This is a genomic window from Mycobacterium sp. 852013-50091_SCH5140682, from assembly GCF_001665685.1.
Taxonomy (GTDB): Bacteria; Actinomycetota; Actinomycetes; order Mycobacteriales; family Mycobacteriaceae; genus Mycobacterium.
This window is the reverse complement of record NZ_LZTB01000130.1, coordinates 130,001-148,721: the sequence shown is the minus strand read 5'-3', so window position 1 is coordinate 148,721 and position 18,721 is coordinate 130,001. Positions and strand designations below refer to the sequence as shown.

The following is an 18,721-nucleotide window of genomic DNA, read 5'->3' as shown; positions in this document are numbered from 1 at the left end:
CGCCAACCTGCTGTAACACGTTCCAGTCTGTGCGATCATGCCTGGCATGTCTCGCTGGCTTGCGCTCCTGTTCTCGGTCGTGGCGACTGTCGCCGCTTTCGCCACCGCACCGGCCGCTGCCGCCGAGGACACGCCGATCGGCCAGATCGGTCAGACGCTGCGGGTGAACTTCAACGGCATCGTCGCCGACGTCACCGTGCACGACGTCCTGGCCAGCGATGTCCCACCCGGCTGGGGCTGGAACGGTTCACCGCGCTGGCGCGCGCAAGGCAGCCCGTGGCGGGCACCGGTGACGATCACCACCATCCAGGCGCCCAACCCGTACGCGATGGCACTGGCGTTCACCTTCGACGGCGTCACGCCGTACGCGGACGCCTACACGTCCAAGCACACCGACGCCCCCGACGCCCTGGAGAACGTGTTGCGCAACGCGCCGCCCGGAGCCACCGTCAACGGCGACGTGTACTGGGACGTCTACCGCGCGTTGGTCACCAACGTCGTGCTGATCAATCCACAGACCGGCAAGCACCTGGCGCAGTGGAACCTCTGGCAGCCGGACGCGCCACTGCCGTGACAGCGATGAGCAGCGGCGCCGTCGTCGTCGAACAGGCCCGTCGCGCTGATCTACCGGAGCTGGCAGCAGTCGCAGCCGCTACGTTCCCACTGGCCTGTCCCCCGTCGTCGACCCCGGAGAACATCGCCGCGTTCATCGCCGAGAATCTCTCCGAGCAACGGTTCGGTGACTACCTCGGTGACCCCGAACGGGTGCTGCTCATCGCTCGGGAAAACTCGGGGGCCATCGCGGGGTACGCCATGCTCATTCGCGGTGTTCCCGACGACGACGATGTGCAGCGGGCCGTCGAACTGCGACCGGCCATCGAGCTGTCCAAGATCTATGTGCTGCCCCAGCGGCACGGTGCGGGTGCGGCGCCGGCGTTGATGACAGACGCGCTGCAGCGGGCCGCCACGCTGGGCTTCAGCTCGGTGTGGCTGGGCGTCAACCAGACAAACGAACGCGCCCAACGCTTTTACCGCAAACACGGCTTCACGGTCAACGGCACCAAGACGTTTCGGCTCGGCGCAGGTATCGAGAACGACTACGTGATGGTCCGGCCGGTCTGATCGGCCTGCTGGGCCGCGGCGGTCAGCGCGAGCAGGCGCGATGTGGCCCGCAGGTACTTCTTCCGGAACCCGCCGGCGAGCATCTCGGCGCTGAAGATCGTGTCCAACTTGGTTCCCGAGGCCAACACCGGGATGCCCGCGTCGTAGAGCCGGTCGGTCAGCGCCACCAGGCGCAGCGCCACACTCTGATCGTCGATCGGGTGCACGCCGGTGATGAACACCTCGGACACCCCTTCGATCAGGGCCTGATAGCGCGACGGATGCATGGTGGCCAGGTGTGCGCAGAGGGCGTCGAACCCGTCGAGCGTGGCGCCGGGCTTGGCCTCCGCCCGGTCGGCCACCTGGGTGTCGGTCAGCGGCTCGGGGGCAGGCGGCAGATCGCGGTGACGGTAGTCGGGCCCCTCGATGCGCACAGTCGTGAAGATCTGCGCCAACGTGTTGATCTCCCGCAGGAAGTCCTGCGCGGCGAACCGGCCCTCGCCGAGCTGCTCGGGCAACGTGTTGGAGGTCGCCGCGATCGACACACCGCGCTCGACCAGCGCCGAGAGCAGCCGCGAGATCAGCGTCGTGTTGCCCGGATCGTCGAGTTCGAACTCGTCGATGCAGACCACCACGTAGCCGGCCAGCAGGTCGATGCACTCGTTGTAACCGAACACGCCCGCCAGCTGGGTGAGTTCACCGAACGTCGCGAACGCGGTGGGCGCCTCTCCCAGAGCGGACAGCGTGTAATAGGTCGACGCCAGCAGGTGGGTCTTGCCGACGCCGAACCCGCCGTCCAGGTAGAGCCCCACACCGGGCAGTACCTCGCGCTTGCCGAACAGCTTCTTCTTTCCCGCCCGCCGCACCGCGGCCTGCTCGCAGAACTGCCGGCACGACTGCACCGCCGCGGCCTGCGACGGCTCCGCCGGGTCGGGCCGATACGTGTCGAAGCTGACGTCGGCGAACGTCGGCGGTGGGATCAACTGCGCCACCAACCGCTCGGGCGTGACGGTGGGGTGCCGATCGGCAAGATGAGCGACGTCGCTGGACCCGTGCATGCAGGCAGCGTAACGACGTGCTCAAATTCTGCTTATGTCCGATGACATCGCTGGGACACAGCTCACAGTCCTCGGCCCGCTCGATACCGTCGACGATCCCCGGGTGCGCGAGCTCTATGCCTACCCCGAGGATCTGCAGCGGTGCTGGGTGCGCGGCAACATGATCGCCAGCCTCGACGGGGGCGCCACGTCGGACGGAAAGTCAGGTGGGCTGGGCGGCCCGGGTGACCGCGCGCTGTTCCACATCATGCGAGAAGCAGCCGATGTGATCCTCATGGGCGCGGCGACCGTACGCATCGAGAACTACTCCGGCGTCCAGCTGTCCGCGGCGCAACGGGAGGCCCGGCAGGAGCGCGGCCAGGCCGAGGTACCGCCGATCGCTGTCATCACCGCATCGGCCAACCTGGAACACGATTCGAAATTCTTCACCCGCACCGACGTGGCTCCGCTGATTCTCACGTGCAGCAACACCGTCCCGGACGCGGAGCACCGGCTGGGCGCGGTGGCAGAGGTGATCGACGCCTCGGGAACCGACCCCGGGCGGGTCGACCCCGTCGTGGCGCTGCGGATCCTCGCCGAGCGCAAACTGTTCCGGGTCCTCACCGAAGGCGGCCCGCAACTGCTGAGCACGCTGATCGAAAACCATCTGCTCGACGAACTGTGTCTGACGGTGGCACCGCTACTCATCGGCGGAGTCGCGCGCCGCATCGCCACCGGCCCCGGCCAGGTGCATGCGCAGATGCGTCCGGCACACCTGCTCACTGACGACGAGGGTTTCCTGTACACGCGTTACGTCCGCGGCCGGTGACCGACCTATCGCTACTGTGGTGCCCATGCGTCATCAGCTGGTGAGGGCCCTGAGTGTGTCGACCGTCGCCGTGTCGGCACTGCTCGCCGGGTGCGCCCCGATCCTTGCCGCGGACCCGAAGTACGCCACCGGCACCGGCGCCCACCCCCAGGGACAACCGGAGACCAGCGCACCCCCGCCTGCCGGGCCGCCGCCCATGGAAGCTCCGAAAAACGATCCGCTGCAATGGCGGGATTGCACGGCGCGGCTGTTCAGCAATGCCGCGATCCAGCCGATTCCCGGGATCAAGCTGGAGTGCGCAACCTACGACGCCGACCTCGATCCGATCGAGGGTGCCAGCGGATCGCTGAACATCGGTGTGGTGCGGGCAAGCTCACCGCAGACGCCGCCCAATGCGGGTCCCCTGGTGATGACCACGGGTTCTGACATTCCTTCGTCAGTCCAGCTGCCGGTGTGGTTGTCACGCTCGGGAGCTGACGCGTTGGCGGCCCATCCGATCGTCGCCGTCGACCGGCGCGGGATGGGCATGTCCGAGGCCGTGGATTGCCGCGATGTCTACGACCGGCAGGAAATGCAGGACCAGGCGCAGTTCCAGTCCGGCAACGACCCGGTCGCCAATCTGGGCGCGGTGACCCAGACGGCCACCACCAATTGCACCGACACCATCGCCCCGGGAGACTCCGCATACAACAACGCCCACGCCGCGGAGGACCTCGAACGGCTTCGTAGCACCTGGGACGTCCCGACCCTGGCACTGCTCGGCATCGGCAACGGCGCGCAGGTCGCGCTTGCCTACGCCGGCTCCCACCCGAACAAGGTGTCGCGGCTGATCCTCGACTCACCGCTGCCGTTGGCGGTCGGCGCCGAGGCCGCCGCCGAGCAGCGGGTCAAGGGCCAGCAGGCGGCACTCGACGCGTTCGCCGCGCAGTGCGTCGCCACCAACTGCCCACTCGGGCCGGATCCGAAGGGAGCCGTCGACGCGTTGCTGGCCGATGCCCGTGCGGGCCGCGGTCCCGGCGGCGCCTCGGTGGCCGCCGTGGCCGACGCCATCACCACCGCCCTGGGATTCCCGCGCGGTGACCGGGTCAGCTCGACCAATGATCTGGCAGGCGCGCTGGCCGCCGCCCGTTCCGGCGACCCGAACCTGCTCAACAACCTGATCACCCAGGCCCAGTCGCTTCGGCAGACCGACGGGCAGTTCATCAACAGCTGCGGCGACGCCCTCAACCGGCCGACGCCCGACCGGGTGCGCGAACTCGTCGTGCAGTGGGGCAAGCTGTACCCGCAGTTCGGCACGGTCGGCGCCCTGGATTTGGTGAAATGCCTGAACTGGCCCAGTAGTTCGGCACCTGCGGATCCCAAGGATCTCAAGATTCCGGTGCTGATCCTCGGGGTGCAGAACGATCCCATCGTCGGCAACGAGGGCGTGTCGGCCGTGGCCGCGAGCGTCATCAACGCCGGTGCCACCAACCGGCGGGTCATGTGGCAGGGCATCGGTCACGGCGCCAGCATCTACACACCCTGTGCGCTGCAACCGATCACGCTGTATCTCGACACCGGCAAAGTGCCGGAGACCGACACGTTCTGTCCTGCCTGACAGCTCGGCGTCTGGCCGCCGGTGTACGGTTCGCTGGTGACGGCAGTAGATTCCATCCGTAACGGCCTTCTGGGGACATTCGGTCCCCGCACCTCCCCGCCCAGCGCCGCGACGGTGCTGCGCTCGGTCTTGTGGCCGCTGGCGATCATGTCGATCATCCACCGCAGCTATGTGCTCTCCACCAACGGCTACATCACTGACGACTTCGGCCCGGTGTACCGCGCGGTGTCCAATTTTCGGCGGCACTGGGCCATCTACAACGAGCACTTCAATTTCGTCGATCCGCACTACCTGTACCCGCCGGGCGGCACGCTGCTGCTCTCACCGTTCGGATTCCTGCCCGAGTTCGCGTCGCGCTTCTGGTTCGTCGCGTTCAACGCGGTAGCGGTCATCATCGCGGCCTGCCTTCTGGTACGGCTGTTCAAGTTCTCGCTGACCTCGGTGGCGCTACCGGCCCTGCTGCTGGCCATGTTCTGCACCGAATCAGTCACCAACACACTCGTTTTCACCAACATCAACGGCTGCATCCTGCTGGCCGAGGTGCTGTTCTTCCGCTGGCTGCTGGACGGCAAGCAGAGCCATCAGTGGCTGGCCGGTGCGGCCATCGGCATGACCCTGGTGGTCAAACCCCTACTCGGTGTCCTGCTGTTGCTGCCCCTGCTGAACCGGCAGTGGCGCGCACTGGTGACGGCGTTCGCGGTGCCGATCGTGTTCAACGCGGTGGCCTGGCCGCTGTCGGCGGATCCGATGGGCTTCGTGCACAACACGCTGCCCTACATCATGCAGACCCGCGACTACTTCAACTCCGCCATCCTGGGCAACGGCATCTACTACGGCCTGCCGATGTGGCTGATCGTGGTGCTGCGTGTGACGTTCACGGTGCTTGCTGCGGTGAGCCTGTGGCTGCTGTACCGCTACTACCGCGAGCGCGACCAGCTGTTCTGGATGCTGACCTCCTCCGGTGTGTTGCTGATCACCTCCTGGCTCGTGCTGTCGCTGGCCCAGGGCTACTACTCGATGACGCTGTTCCCGTTCCTGATGACGGTGGTGCTGCCGAATTCGGTTCTCCGCAACTGGCCTGCGTGGCTCGGGGTCTACGGGTTCATGACGATGGATCGCTGGTTGATGTGGCGCTGGCCGACGACCGGCCGCTTCCTGGAGTACATGAAGATCACCTACGGCTGGTCGCTGGTCCTGATCGTGGTGTTCTGCGTGCTGTACTTCCGCTACCTGGATGCCAAGGCCGACGACCGGCTGGACGAAGGCATCGACCCGCTGTGGCTCAACCGGCCACGGGAAGCCGTCTCAGCGTGAGCCGGCTCCGCCCGATCTGGCGCGCCTCGGCGCACACCACGTAATTTGGGGATATGACGAACCCGGGTCCCAAGGTGGAACTGACCGACGACCAGTGGCGCGAGAAGCTCACTCCGGACGAGTTCGCGGTGCTCCGCCGGGCGGGCACCGAACGCCCCTTCACCGGGGAATACACCGACACCAAAACCGCAGGTGTCTACGAGTGCCGAGCCTGCGGCGCCGAGCTGTTCCGCAGCACCGAGAAATTCGAATCCCATTGCGGTTGGCCGTCTTTCTTCGACCCGGCCAATTCGGACGCGGTGATCCTGCGCTCGGACAATTCTCTCGGTATGCGCCGCGTCGAAGTGCTGTGCGCCAACTGCCACAGTCACCTCGGGCACGTCTTCGAGGGCGAGGGCTATCCCACCCCGACCGACCAGCGGTACTGCATCAACTCCATATCACTGCGCCTGGTCCCGGCCGAGAGCTGAGGGACACCCGCGGGCATGGTGGTTTCGCAGCCCACCGCATCGCAATTGCGTCGATGGCGACAACATCTGGCCAATGAACGCGCCGAAGCAGCCGTCTACCGGGATCTTGCGCAGCGCCGCGACGGCGCCGAACGCGAGATCCTGCTGCAGCTGGCCCTTGCGGAGGGCAGACACGAAAACCACTGGTTGACGCTGCTCGGCGACCAGGTGGGCAGACCGCACCGGCCTGACCTCCGCACGCGGGTGCTCGGGTTCCTGGCCCGTCACCTGGGGTCGGTATTCACCCTGGCCCTGGCCCAACGCGCCGAGGCCCGTTCGGCATACGAGACCGACGTCGACGCCACGCCGACGATGGCCGCCGACGAGCGCATCCACATGGAGGTCGTCCGCGCGCTCGCCAGCCGGGGCCGCGACCAGCTGTCGGGCAGTTTCCGCGCCGCGGTGTTCGGGGCCAACGACGGGTTGGTCAGCAATCTCGCGCTGGTGCTGGGGATCAGCGCCACCGGGGTGTCCAACCAGACGATCCTGGCGACGGGCCTGGCCGGCTTGATCGCCGGCGCGTTGTCGATGGGTGCCGGTGAGTACGTTTCGGTCAATTCACAGCTCGAACTCCTGGATGCCTCGACACCCAGCGCCACGGCCGGTATCGCGGTGAAAGCTCTCGACGTCGACGCGAACGAGCTGGCGCTGGTGTACCGGGCGCGCGGCATGAGTGAAGTGGAAGCCGCCGAGCAGGCCGCCGAGGTCTTCGCGAACCTGCGCTCGGGTGCGCTGGGTGACTCACCGCTGGGTGAGGTGTCCACCGAGAAGCACGAAGCCGTGGGAACGGGCCTGCGGGCCGCGGTGTCCAGCTTCATGTTCTTCGCGTCCGGTGCGCTGATTCCGGTCCTGCCCTACCTGTTCGGCCTCAGCGGCATCACCGCGGTGGTGGTGTCGGCCGTCCTCGTGGGATTGGCCTTGCTGAGCACGGGAATGATCGTCGGCCTGCTGTCCGGTGGACCGCCGCTGCGCCGCGCGATGCGCCAGTTGCTGATCGGCTACGGCGCCGCCACCGTGACCTATCTGCTTGGCCTGTTGTTCGGTACGGCGGCAGGCTGATCGCAGTTCCCGTTGGATCATCGAGGCAGCAAGACCGAAAGGTGTCGACCATGACTCAATCGGTACAAGAGCGCCACGATGTCGGCCGGACCGCTCGCGCCGACCTACCCAGGGCGGCGCTGGCGGAGCTGCACACACCTGCCGACCGCCCGGACCCGGTGGCCCTGCTGGAATCTCAGGCCACCTCCCGGATCACCGAACTCGTCCCTATCCGGTACGGCCGGATGTTGATGTCCCCGTTCGCCTTCTATCGCGGCGCGGCACTGATCATGGCGGCTGACCTGGCCGCAAGCCCGCACACCGGACTGATCAGTCAGCTCTGCGGCGACGCTCACCTGTCGAACTTCGGGCTGTTCGGCACACCCGAACGCAACTTGGTGTTCGACGTCAACGACTTCGACGAGACCTTGCCTGGCCCGTGGGAATGGGACGTCAAGCGCCTGGTCGCAAGTCTGGCGATTGCCGGACGTACCAACGGTTTCGGAGCTGGCGACCGCGAAAACGTGGTTCGTAGTTGCGTAGCGGGTTACCGCACCCGCATGCGTGAACTGGCGACGATGGGCGAACTCGCCGCGTGGTACACGCAGACCACCGTCGACAGCGAGCTGCAGGCCAGTGTCGACACCAAATTTGCCAAGGCGATCCAACAGACGGCAGCCAAGGCTCGCACCCACGACAGCCTGCAGGCCGTCTCGAAGCTCACCGAAATAGTCGACGGGCAGAGCAGGCTGATCAGTCATCCGCCGCTGGTGATGCCGATCGAAGAGCTGGTCGGCGCGGCCCAAGCACATCAATACGAGCAGCACATGGAACCGTTCATGCAGCGCTACCGCGACAGTCTGCAGGACAGCCGGCGGCCGCTGATCGAACGCTATCGATATGTCGCGATGGCCCGCAAAGTGGTGGGTGTGGGCAGTGTTGGCCTGCGGGCGTGGATCATGCTGCTGGTCGGCCGCGACAATGACGACCCGCTGCTGCTCCAGATGAAGGAGGCCCAGCCCTCAGTGATGGAGCGCTACCTCGGCGCCAGTGAATATGCCGATGCTGCGCAACGGGTTTCGGTCGGACAACGGCTGATGCAGGCCAACAGCGACATCCTGCTGGGCTGGTTGCACGCCGTTGGTCCCGACGGCCACGAGGCGGACTACTACGTGCGCCAGCTGCACGACTGGAAGGGCGCGGTGTCGGTGCAGAACTCGAGCCCAAAACTGCTGGCCGACTATGCGCGATCCTGCGGCCATGCCCTCGCCCGGGCCCACGCGCGCACGGGCGATCGCATCGCGATCGCGGCCTATCTCGGCGACAGCGACACCGCCGATGCGGCATTCGTCCAATTCGCCGAGGCATACGCCGACCAGAACGACCGCGACTACGCGGCGCTACAGGACGCGGTGAGCGCAGGCCGCGTGGTTGCCGAATCCGATCTGTAGGTGCCTGGCGGCAGCGACCAACGGTGTTCAGCGCTGCAGGATTCCGGTGAGCACCGTAGCCATCGCGAACTCTGCGATCTCGCGGAGCTGTTGAGGTTCAACCACTTTGCGGTCCGGGCGCCATCCCAGGGACAACACTCCGTCCATCATCGACCACAGGGCCACCGCCGCGGTGACCGGGCGCAACGTCGGGATGAAACTGCCATCGGCAACACCGGCGGCCAGCACCTGCGCGAGCTTGTTCATTTGGTCATCGATCTTGTCTGCGATGCGTTGCAGCGCCGCGGGCTCGTCGGGCGGGTTGCTGAGCACGTGGAACTGGTGCGGCCGCTCGGACGCGAAGTCCAGGTAGGCGCCCGCCGCGGCGATGAGCCGCTCTACGGGGGTTCCTTCAACCGCGAACGCGGCGTCCATGTATCGGCGGTTGTCCTCGACGGCGCGTTCGGCGATGGCCACCAAAACCTCGGGTCGGCGCCCCACCCTGTTGTAGACGGTCTGAATTGCGACGTCAGCACGTTCGGCGACGGCATCGACGGTGACCGCGTTGACGCCACCCTCGACGAGAAGCGCTTCGGCCGCATCGACGATCGCCTCGCGGTTGGCCGCGGCGCGACGGGCGGTACGGGTGACCTTGGGCTCGTTCACACCCAAAATTTTACTATGCTCCATACTTGGAATAGACTCCAATACTAGTTTCGATTCCACCAAATGGTCGAGAACTTCCGCCCAAGGAGACGACTGTGCGCAAAGCTGCAGATATGTACTACCGCGACCAGCAAGCCTGGCGTGACCTGCAGAACTTCCTTCCCGAGCGGCTCCGGTTGACCGACCAGAGCGCCCCGGCCGAGGAGTTCTGGCAGTGGCGGGGACATCACGTGCACCTGGACCGCTACACCAATCCCGACGCGACGGCCAAGATCGTGCTGCATCACGGCGTCGGCACCAACGGACGGCAGATGAGCCTGATCGTCGGCGCCCCGCTGGCCGCACGAGGTTTCGAGACCGTCGCGCTCGACAACCTCGGCTACGGCCTCACCCAGGTACGCCCCGGCGCCCTCGTCTCGTACGACGACTGGGTGGATCTCGTGGTGGATTTCCTGGCCTACGAGCAGACCCGTGACGACCGGCCGATCGTGCTGTACGGACTCAGCGCCGGCGGCATGCTCACCTACCACGTCGCCGCCAAAGTCCCGAAAGGCACGCTGCGCGGCATCGTCGGCATGACGTTCTTGGATCAGCGCAACCCGACGGTCCGCGCCGACACCGCACACGACAAGCTCACCGCCCGCATCGGGACGCCCGCGCTGCGGCTGGCGGCCCGGACTCCCGCCGCCCGCATCCGCATCCCGATGACTCTGGCTTCGAAGATGTCGGCCTTGGTGAACGACCCGGCGGCGCTGCGGATCATGACCAAAGACCGCACCTCCGGCGGCAACTCGGTCCCGATCCGCTTCTTGGACAGCTACATGAACTACATCCCCGCGGTCGAACCGGCCGACTTCGACGCCTGCCCGGTCCTGCTGACCCAGCCCGCCGAGGACCGTTGGACCCCGGTGGAACTGAGCCGGCCGGTGCTGTCGCGCATCACCCGGGTGCCGGTGCAGACGGTGATGCTGACCAACGCAGGCCACTATCCGCTCGAAGAGCCCGGTTTGACCCAGATGCAGGACGCCATAACGCAATTCGTCACCGAGAACACCCGCTGAGCAGCGTCAGACGAAGGCGCTCAGCCCGGTGATGACCCGGCCGACGATCAGGGTGTTCATTTCGCGGGTGCCTTCGTAGGAGTAGATCGCCTCGGCATCGGCGACGAACCGGCCCACATTGTGTTCCAGCAGAATTCCGTTGCCGCCCAACAGTTCCCGCGCGTAGCCGACGGTTTCGCGCATCCGCACCGTGCTCCAGGCCTTGGCCAGCGAGGAGTGCCGGTCCTCGGCACGGCCCTCGTCCTGCAGTTGGGACAGCCGAGCGCACAGCGCCCACGACGACGTGATGTTGCCCAGCATCCGCACCAACAGGTCCTGCACCAACTGGAATCCCCCGATGGGCCTGCCGAACTGCTCACGGTCGACCGCATACTTCAGCGCGTTGTCGTAGGCGCCACGCGCGCACCCGACGGACATCCAGGCCACTCCGGCCCGGGTCATCCGCAGCACCTCGGCGGTGTCACGGAACGAGTTGGCGTTCTGCAGGCGGTCAGCCTCGTCGACGCGCACGTTGTCGAGCGTGATCAGCGCGTTCTGCACGATCCGCAGTGCGATCTTGTCCTCCAGCTTGGTGGTGGAGAATCCTGGGGTGTCGTTGGCGACGATGAACCCCTTGACCTGATCGTCGGCGACATCCCTGGCCCAGATGATCGTGAGATCGCCGAACGTGGCATTGCCGATCCACTTCTTCTGCCCGTTGAGAATCCACGTATCACCGTCGCGGCGGGCAGTCGTGGTCAGACCACGGGAGGTACCGGAGCCGACGTCCGGTTCAGTCAGACCGAACGAGCCGATCTTCTCCATCCGGGCCATCTGCGGCAGATACCGCTGCTTCTGTTCCTCGTTGCCGCACAAGTAGATCGAGCCCATCGCCAACCCGCCGTGCACACCGGAGAACGTCGCGATCGACGGGTCGGTGCGGGCCAGTTCCATCGCGACCATGCCGTCGAGCAGGTATGAGCCACCGCGGCAACCGTATCCGTGATACGGCAGACCGGCCAGGCCCAGCTGCCGAAACCCGGGAACGACCTCGAACGGGAACGTGCCGCGCTGCCAGTGCTGGTTCACCACCGGAGCGACTTCCGAGATCATGAATTCGCGTACCTGGTACAGGAATTCGCGTTCATCCGGGCTCAACAACCCCTCGAGCTCGTAGAAGTCTGCGGTGTCGATCGCGGGTGTGGTCATGGCTGTTTCCTCGGGGTGTTGGGTCTGAACGAGGCGACGGGGTCGCCCGACAGATCAATGGTCCCGAGTCACCGGCCGCATGTCGTTGTCACCGGTGACAACGTCGACGCAGCCGCGGTGTGGCAGCGCACACGGCTCTCACGCCGCGCTGCTCAGCCCATCCGGGTGGCGTGCACCTCCCAGAACGGCATGTGCACACGGCCGTCGATCAGCCACGGCTCGATCACCCGCAAGCGCTCCAGCAGCGGTTGCATGCCCTCGGCCATATCGGGGTTGCGGGCGGCCATCATCTCGAAGGTCTCGACGCTGACGTTGCCCTGATAGGTGGTGGGACCGAGGTAGGTGATGTCCCAGCCGGCGTCGGGCAGCACCGCGCGGAAATCGTCGGCGGTGAGGTAGCGCGGCATCCGGAAGCCGTTGACGTTGTGATCGCCGAATTCGAACATGAACAGCCGGGCGCCGGGTTTGGTGGCCCGGTGCAGTGCGCGCACGTAGGACTTCTGCAGTTCCTGTTCGCCGGTGAACACATGGAAGAACGCGGAGTCGACGACGGTGTCGAAACGCCCTTCCAGGCCTTCGAGTTTGGTGGCATCGGCCACCTGGAAGTCCACCGTCACCCCGGCCTTCGCAGCGTTCTGCTTGGCTCGCTCGATCGCCGTGGGCGATGCGTCGATACCGGTGGCCGACAAGCCCTTCGATGCGTAGTGGATAGCGTGGTGGCCGGGGCCGGTACCAGGGTCGAGCACTTCACCCTTGACGGCGCCGACCGCGACGAGCTGCTGTACGACCGGCTGCGGACCCCCGATGTCCCACGGGGTGGCGGCAGGCAAACCGTGCGATGTCCGCTCGTCGCGGTACATCTCTTCGAAATGACGCGTGGTGTCTTCTGGAGCAGTCATACCCGCGAGGGTAGGCCTGCCGCCGAAACGCCCAGGTGAACCGGGCGCGGCGGGTTACGGGAGCTTGGCGATGAGTTCTTCGACAGCGACCCGAGGCCCGGTGAAGAAGGGCGTCTCCTCACGGGTGTGCCGCCTCGCGTCGGTGGCGCGCAGGTCCCGCATCAGGTCCACGATGCGGTCCAACTCGGGCGCCTCGAACGCCAGGATCCACTCGTAATCACCGAGGGCGAAGGCGGGAACGGTGTTGGCCCGCACATCCTTGTACCCGCGGGCAGCCATCCCGTGTTCGGAGAGCATCCGGCGGCGCTCCTCGTCGGGCAGCAGGTACCACTCGTAGGACCGCACGAACGGGTACACGCAGATGTAGGCGCCGGGGTCCTCGCCCGCGATGAACGCGGGCACGTGGCTCTTGTTGAACTCGGCGGGCCGATGCAGCGCCGCGCTGCTCCACACCGGGTCGCTGGCCCGGCCGAGGGCCGTGGTGCGGCGAAAGTCGGAGTAGGTGGCTTGCAGCAACTCGATCTTCTCGGCGTGGGTCCAGATCATGAAGTCGGCGTCGGCGCGCAACCCGGCCACGTCGTAGAGCCCGCGGACCACGACACCCCGGTCCTCCTGCGCCTTGAAGAAGGTCGCGGCCTCGTCGATGATGTCGGCGCGGTCCTCCCCCAGTTCACCGGGGCTCACCGAGAACACGGAGAACATCAGGTAGCGCAGGGTGGAGTTCAGTGCGTCGAAATCGAGCTTGGCCATAGGCCTATCGTGCCACGCCAGGTTTCAGCAGTACGTCGGCAGCACGGGTGGCCGAGGCCACACAGGCCGGTACGCCGATGCCGTCGAGATAGCCACCCGCCACGGCCAGGGTCGGCGGCAAACCGGCGCGCAGTTCGGCCACCAGCTCGCCATGGCCCGGGCCGTACTGCGGCATCGCGTCGATCCATCGCTGCACATGGCTGTCGACAGGGTCGACCGTCACCCCGAACAGGGTGTTCAGGTCGCGCGCCGCCCACGCCAGCAGGTCCTCGTCGCCGGTGTCTCGGGCCAGGGTGTCGCCGTACCGGCCGAACGACAACCGCACCAATTCGACATTGCCGCGCCGCCCCCATTTGCGGGACGACAGCGTGACGGCCTTCGCGTTGAGGAGGGTCCGACGCTCGTCGTGCGGATCTGCGCCTGCCACCAGCACCCCGGACTGCTGCGGCAAGGGCGTCCCGCCCGGCAGCGCGAGCGCCACGACCGCCGCGGATGCGACCCGGATGCGACGGGCGGCCGCCGCGGTTCGGGGCGCGATGTGTTCGACCAGCTTCGGCAGCCGCGGCGCCGGAACGGCGAGCACCACCGCGTCGGCGCGCCAGCGGGTGCCCTCGTCATCGAGCACCTCCCAGCCCCGGGCGCCTCGGTCGACGCGTTCGGCGCCCACCTGGACCCAGCGGGCCGCGGACCGGCGGTACAGCTCGTCGAGCAGCACGCGGTAGCCGCCGTCCAGCGCGCCGAACACCGAGTCGCCTGCCGGCGGCGGCAACGCCGCACGCACGGCATCGGTCAGGCTGCGGGCGCCCCGGTCCAGCGCAGCGGCCAGCGGCGGCACGGCCGAGCGCAGGCCGATGGTCGCCGCCGACCCGGCGTAGACACCGGCCAGCAGCGGGTCGACCGAGCGGGTCACCACCTGAGCGCCGAACCGGTCCCCGACGAGCTCAGCCACCGTGGGATCGGCCCCGCGCCGCCAGTGCAGCGGCCGCGTGCGCTCGTCGAGGATGCGGGCCACCGTCGCATCATCGACCAGTCCGAGCAGTGACGACGCCTCGGCGGGAATGCCCTGCAGAGTGCCCAGCGGCATCGGGTGCAGGCGTCCGCCGCTGTAGATCAGCGGGCGCACCCCGGTGGTCGCGATCTGGCGCCGGTTCAGCCCCAGCTCGGCCAGCAATGCCGGCATCTCGGGCCTGCGCACCACGAAAGCTTCCGCACCGACATCCATCGGCTGCCCGCCGACACGCTCGGTACGCAACACTCCGCCGAGCCGGTCAGCCGGGTCCAGCAGGGTGATGTCGGCATCGGGGCCGACGGCCATCCGCAGCCGGTACGCCGCGACCAGGCCCGAAATCCCGCCGCCGACAATGCAATACGCGGGCCTCACAATGTGTGAACCAGCGCCACTGCCTCGGTGATGATCCCGGGGTCGGTCGCAGGCAACACCCCGTGCCCCAGATTGAAGACATGGCCGGTGGCGCCGGCGGCGACCGCCTGACGCCCCTCCTCGACCACCCGGCGTACCTCGGCCTCGGCCACCGGCCAGCCGGCCAGCAGCACCACCGGGTCGAGGTTGCCCTGCAGCGCGGTGCCCTGCTTGACCCGGGCGGCCGCATCGACGAGCGAGGTGCGCCAGTCCACGCCCACCACCGGTGCGGCGGCCGGCTCCACCGCCTCCGACATGGCGCCGAGCAGTTCGGCGGTGCCCACCCCGAAGTGGGTCATGGGCACCCCCGCGGCAGCCATGGTGGCGAACACCCGGGCGCTGTGGGGTAGCACGTAGCTGCGGTAATCGGCGAGCGACAGCGTCCCGGCCCAGGAATCGAACACCTGCAGGGCGTCCACTCCGGCATCCACCTGGGCCTGCAGGAACGCGATGGTGAGATCGGTCAGCGCCGTCATCAGGGCGTGCCAGGTTTCGGGCTCGCCGAGCATCATGGCCTTGGTGCGATCGTGATGGCGGCTGGGCCCGCCTTCCACCAGGTAGGAAGCCAGCGTGAACGGCGCGCCCGCGAACCCGATCAGGGGCACCTCGCCCAGCGCGGACACCAACAGGGACACCGCCTCGGTGACCGGTGAGACCTGCTGCGGCTCAAGCGGTTTCAGCGCCTGCACATCAGCGATCGTGCGGATCGGATGGTCGATGACGGGCCCGACATCCGGCACGATGTCCAGACCGACACCCGACGCCTTGAGCGGCACCACGATGTCGGAGAACAAGATTGCGGCGTCGACACCGTGCCGCCGGACGGGCTGAAGCGTGATTTCGCAGACCAGTTCGGAGTCGAAGCAGGCCTCCAGCATCCGATGCTGGGCGCGCAGCGCCCGATACTCGGGCAGGGACCGGCCGGCCTGCCGCATGAACCACACCGGCACACGGTGCGGGGCACGGCCACTGGCGGCGGCCAGGTAGGGCGACTCGGGCAGCTCACGGCGGGTATTCATCGGGTCCTATGGTGCCACGGGGCCGGACACCGGACTCCCCGCACCGCCACGCGGGCATCAATACGGCGCGCCTGCCCACTGTCCTGGCCTGATGGGCTAGCGTCAAATGTTGTGACGTCTGCCGAACCGGCACAGTTTCGGACGGCGGTGGCGGCTATGAATGCCACCACCGTACGCCCGGAAATCGAGCTGGGCCCGATCCGCCCGCCACAGCGGCTGGCGCCCTACAGCTATGCGCTGGGCGCCGAGGTCAAGCATCCCGAGACCACGATCGTCCCGGAGCGGTCCGAAGGTGACGCCTTCGGTCGGCTGATCCTGCTGCATGACCCCGAGGGCGCGGAGGCCTGGGACGGCACCATGCGGCTGGTGGCCTACATCCAGGCAGATCTGGACTCCAGTGAAGCCGTCGACCCGCTGCTGCCCGAAGTCGCGTGGAGTTGGCTGGTGGATGCGTTGGATACGCGCGCCGAACACGTCACGGCGCTCGGCGGCACCGTCACCGCTACCACCTCGGTGCGGTACGGCGACATCTCCGGCCCCCCGCGGGCCCATCAGCTGGAGTTGCGGGCCTCGTGGACGGCCACCAACTTGGAGCTGGGGCCGCACGTGGAGGCGTTCTGTGAAGTCCTCGAGCACGCGGCGGGGTTGCCTCCCGCCGGTGTCACGGACCTGAGTTCCCGCACGCGCGCGTGAGATGACAGACGGGGAATCAGACCATACCGAGGCGGCCGAGCCGGAGGCCACACCTCTGCTCGCGCCGGCCGAGGGCGTGCCCGAAGTGTGTGTCAGCGCCAAGGAGATAGCCTCGGCGGCAACGTTTCTCGCCCACGGCACGGGCCGCTTCGCCATCGACGCCGAACGGGCTTCGGGGTTCCGTTACTCCAACCGGGCCTATCTGGTGCAGATCCGCCGCGCCGGGGCCGGCACCGTGCTGATCGACCCGGTCAACCACGGCGGTTCGCCGATCGACGCGCTGGCTCCTGTCGCGCACACGCTGGAAACCGACGAGTGGGTGTTGCACGCCGCCGACCAGGACCTGCCGTGCCTGGCCGAGATCGGGTTGCGCCCGGCCCGGCTCTACGACACCGAGCTGGCCGGCCGGCTCGCCGGGTTCGAGCGGGTCAATCTCGCCGCCATGGTGCAGCGGCTTCTCGGCCTGCAGTTGATGAAAGGCCACGGCGCCGCGGACTGGTCCAAGCGGCCGCTGCCCGGCGACTGGCTGAACTACGCCGCACTCGACGTCGAGGTGCTGCTGGAGCTGCGCGACGCGATCGCCGACGTCCTCGAAGAGCAGGGCAAAACCGACTGGGCCGCACAGGAATTCGAATATCTGCGGACCTATGTCGCACAGCCCACCCGGCGCGACCGGTGGCGGCGCACCTCAGGCATCCACAAGGTACGCAATCCCCGCGCCCTGGCCGCCGTGCGCGAGCTGTGGACCACACGCGACAACATCGCCCGCGGCCGCGACATCGCGCCGGGCCGCATCCTGCCCGACTCTGCGATCGTCAGCGCCGCCACGGCCGACCCGAAGACCGTCGACGAGCTGATCGCGCTGCCCATCTTCGGCGGATCCAAGCAACGGCGTACCGCGCAGGTCTGGCTCGACGCCCTGGAGCGTGCCCGGCAGAACCCCGACCCGCCGTCGGCGACCGAACCGCAGAACGGCCCGCCACCGGCGGCCCGCTGGAGCAGGCGCAAACCCGAGGCCGCGGCCCGGCTGGAGGCTGCCCGGGCGGGCCTGGCGGAACTGTCGGAGCGGGTGTCGGTGCCTGCGGAAAACCTCATCACCCCCGAGGTGGTGCGACGGTTGTGCTGGGACTGGCAACCGGTGTCCGACGTCGCGACGGCGGTTGAGGAGTTCCTCGTCGAGGCCCAGGTTCGGCCCTGGCAGCGCGAGTTGACGGTGCCGATCCTGACCGCCGCGCTGTCCACCGAGACCTGAGGCGTCAGCCACTCACCGCGTCGATGTGCGCCAGAAAATGGGTGAGCACGGCGTCGGGAGCCTCGATCTGCGGCCAGTGCGCGATGTCGTCGGGCAGCATCACCACGTCCGGCTCCGGGATCACCCCCAGATAGCGTTCAGCCATGTGCCGTCCCGAATTGGGGTCCGAAGGCCCGTCGATGAGCCGCATCGGCACGGTCGTCTCGCGCATCGCCCGGACCCACCGGTTGCGGTGCGTGTAGCGGTCGTTGACGAACCGACCGACCTTGTGCAGCACCCGCTTTCCGTCGTTGTACTCCAGGATCTGGTGGAACTTCGCCATCAGTTGCGGCGAGGGTTTGGTGTTGACGCCGAACATCTCGTTGATGGTCGGCTCGACCAACCGGCGCGACAACGGGCTGCCCTGCAACGGACTCATGATGTCGCCCAACGGGGTTCGTGACAGCAGCTTCTGCATCAGCCGCGGCGTGTAGGCCTCGTTGAACAACCCACCGTTGAGCCAGGTGATCGAGTCGATGCGCAGAGATCCGTAGGCCTGTCCCCCGAACTCGTGGCGGGCCAACAGTTCCTGGCCCACCGAGTCGCCCAGGTCATGCGCCAGGATGTGCGCCGCGGTGACACCGAGCTTCGCCAGCAGCGCCTCCTGCATGTCGGCGTGGTCGGTCACCGCGTAGCCGTAGGCGACCGGCTTGGCCGAGAAGCCCATGCCGATCATGTCGGGTGCGATGACGGTGAACCGCTCGGCCAGCGTCGGCCAGATCAGCGACCAATCCCACGAGTTGAACGGATACCCGTGAATCAGCAGCAGATTCGGGCCTTCGCCCAGCGGCAGCCCGCCGACCCGGTAGAAGATGTCGAATCCGAGGTAGTCGAAAAAGTCCCCGGCCGCTTTCCAGCTCTCCAGTTCGGCGTCCATAC

General features: G+C 67.4%; 19 protein-coding genes. 11 read left to right on the top strand and 8 right to left on the bottom strand.

Annotated features, from left to right (window positions below):
* Positions 1–46 precede the first annotated feature (46 nt).
* A complete protein-coding gene (locus tag A5784_RS35285; RefSeq protein ID WP_064949497.1) occupies positions 47–574 on the top strand; it encodes a hypothetical protein in 528 nt (175 codons plus the stop codon).
* Positions 575–579: 5 nt separating this feature from the next.
* Positions 580–1,122, top strand: a complete 543-nt coding sequence (locus A5784_RS35280; RefSeq protein WP_064949557.1) for a GNAT family N-acetyltransferase — start codon at positions 580–582, stop codon at positions 1,120–1,122.
* Here A5784_RS35280 and zapE read toward each other — a convergent pair.
* Complete coding sequence (gene zapE, locus A5784_RS35275) at positions 1,098–2,159, bottom strand: cell division protein ZapE (RefSeq protein ID WP_064949496.1); 1,062 nt, start codon at positions 2,157–2,159, stop codon at positions 1,098–1,100. The two genes, A5784_RS35280 and zapE, sit on opposite strands and share 25 nt — an antisense overlap.
* A gap of 34 nt (positions 2,160–2,193) precedes the next feature.
* On the opposite strand from zapE, the gene A5784_RS35270 reads away from it, so the two are divergent.
* Genes A5784_RS35270 through A5784_RS35245 form a run of 6 tightly spaced genes read left to right on the top strand, consistent with a single transcriptional unit; the run spans position 2,194 to position 8,876 of the window.
* Complete coding sequence (locus A5784_RS35270) at positions 2,194–2,967, top strand: pyrimidine reductase family protein (RefSeq protein ID WP_064949495.1); 774 nt, start codon at positions 2,194–2,196, stop codon at positions 2,965–2,967.
* Between the two features lie 25 nt (positions 2,968–2,992).
* The gene (locus A5784_RS35265; protein WP_064949494.1) at positions 2,993–4,564 is read left to right on the top strand and encodes an alpha/beta fold hydrolase; all 1,572 of its coding nucleotides are present in this window, start codon (positions 2,993–2,995) and stop codon (positions 4,562–4,564) included.
* A gap of 21 nt (positions 4,565–4,585) precedes the next feature.
* Positions 4,586–5,878 carry an arabinofuranan 3-O-arabinosyltransferase gene (gene aftC, locus A5784_RS35260; protein ID WP_064949493.1) on the top strand — a complete coding sequence of 431 codons (1,293 nt, stop codon included), beginning with the start codon at positions 4,586–4,588 and terminating at the stop codon, positions 5,876–5,878.
* Between the two features lie 53 nt (positions 5,879–5,931).
* Entirely contained in the window at positions 5,932–6,348 is a 417-nt protein-coding gene (gene msrB / locus A5784_RS35255) for a peptide-methionine (R)-S-oxide reductase MsrB (RefSeq protein WP_064949492.1), read from the top strand.
* A gap of 15 nt (positions 6,349–6,363) precedes the next feature.
* Complete coding sequence (locus A5784_RS35250; protein WP_064949491.1) at positions 6,364–7,446, top strand: VIT1/CCC1 transporter family protein; 1,083 nt, start codon at positions 6,364–6,366, stop codon at positions 7,444–7,446.
* Positions 7,447–7,496: 50 nt separating this feature from the next.
* A complete protein-coding gene (locus tag A5784_RS35245) occupies positions 7,497–8,876 on the top strand; it encodes a DUF2252 domain-containing protein (RefSeq protein ID WP_064949490.1) in 1,380 nt (459 codons plus the stop codon).
* A gap of 27 nt (positions 8,877–8,903) precedes the next feature.
* Here the strand turns inward: A5784_RS35245 and A5784_RS35240 are convergent, their stop codons facing one another.
* Positions 8,904–9,521, bottom strand: coding sequence for a TetR/AcrR family transcriptional regulator (locus A5784_RS35240; protein WP_232006373.1), 618 nt, complete (start codon positions 9,519–9,521; stop codon positions 8,904–8,906).
* A 113-nt stretch (positions 9,522–9,634) separates the two neighbouring features.
* On the opposite strand from A5784_RS35240, the gene A5784_RS35235 reads away from it, so the two are divergent.
* Positions 9,635–10,582: an alpha/beta hydrolase gene (locus tag A5784_RS35235; RefSeq protein ID WP_064949488.1), complete on the top strand. Its 948-nt coding sequence runs from the start codon at positions 9,635–9,637 to the stop codon at positions 10,580–10,582.
* Between the two features lie 6 nt (positions 10,583–10,588).
* Here the strand turns inward: A5784_RS35235 and A5784_RS35230 are convergent, their stop codons facing one another.
* From A5784_RS35230 to hemE, 5 genes are all read right to left on the bottom strand, one after another.
* Positions 10,589–11,770, bottom strand: a complete 1,182-nt coding sequence (locus A5784_RS35230; protein ID WP_064949487.1) for an acyl-CoA dehydrogenase family protein — start codon at positions 11,768–11,770, stop codon at positions 10,589–10,591.
* A 152-nt stretch (positions 11,771–11,922) separates the two neighbouring features.
* Positions 11,923–12,669, bottom strand: coding sequence for a class I SAM-dependent methyltransferase (locus tag A5784_RS35225; protein ID WP_064949486.1), 747 nt, complete (start codon positions 12,667–12,669; stop codon positions 11,923–11,925).
* Between the two features lie 54 nt (positions 12,670–12,723).
* Positions 12,724–13,419 carry a hydrogen peroxide-dependent heme synthase gene (gene hemQ, locus A5784_RS35220; protein WP_064949485.1) on the bottom strand — a complete coding sequence of 232 codons (696 nt, stop codon included), beginning with the start codon at positions 13,417–13,419 and terminating at the stop codon, positions 12,724–12,726.
* Positions 13,420–13,423: 4 nt separating this feature from the next.
* On the bottom strand, positions 13,424–14,800 hold the full coding sequence (locus tag A5784_RS35215; RefSeq protein ID WP_064949484.1) for a protoporphyrinogen oxidase: 1,377 nt from the start codon (positions 14,798–14,800) through the stop codon (positions 13,424–13,426).
* Entirely contained in the window at positions 14,797–15,858 is a 1,062-nt protein-coding gene (gene hemE, locus A5784_RS35210; RefSeq protein ID WP_064949483.1) for a uroporphyrinogen decarboxylase, read from the bottom strand. The genes A5784_RS35215 and hemE overlap by 4 nt, the downstream gene beginning before the upstream one ends.
* Positions 15,859–16,014: 156 nt before the next feature.
* Between hemE and A5784_RS35205 the strand changes: the two genes are divergently transcribed.
* Positions 16,015–16,551, top strand: coding sequence for a DUF3000 domain-containing protein (locus A5784_RS35205; RefSeq protein WP_232006372.1), 537 nt, complete (start codon positions 16,015–16,017; stop codon positions 16,549–16,551).
* 1 nt (position 16,552) lies between these two features.
* Positions 16,553–17,803 (top strand): HRDC domain-containing protein, encoded by a 1,251-nt coding sequence (locus tag A5784_RS35200; protein WP_064949481.1) that lies wholly within the window; start codon positions 16,553–16,555, stop codon positions 17,801–17,803.
* 4 nt (positions 17,804–17,807) lie between these two features.
* Here A5784_RS35200 and A5784_RS35195 read toward each other — a convergent pair whose 3' ends face one another.
* Positions 17,808–18,719: an alpha/beta fold hydrolase gene (locus A5784_RS35195; protein ID WP_064949480.1), complete on the bottom strand. Its 912-nt coding sequence runs from the start codon at positions 18,717–18,719 to the stop codon at positions 17,808–17,810.
* Positions 18,720–18,721: the final 2 nt, after the last annotated feature.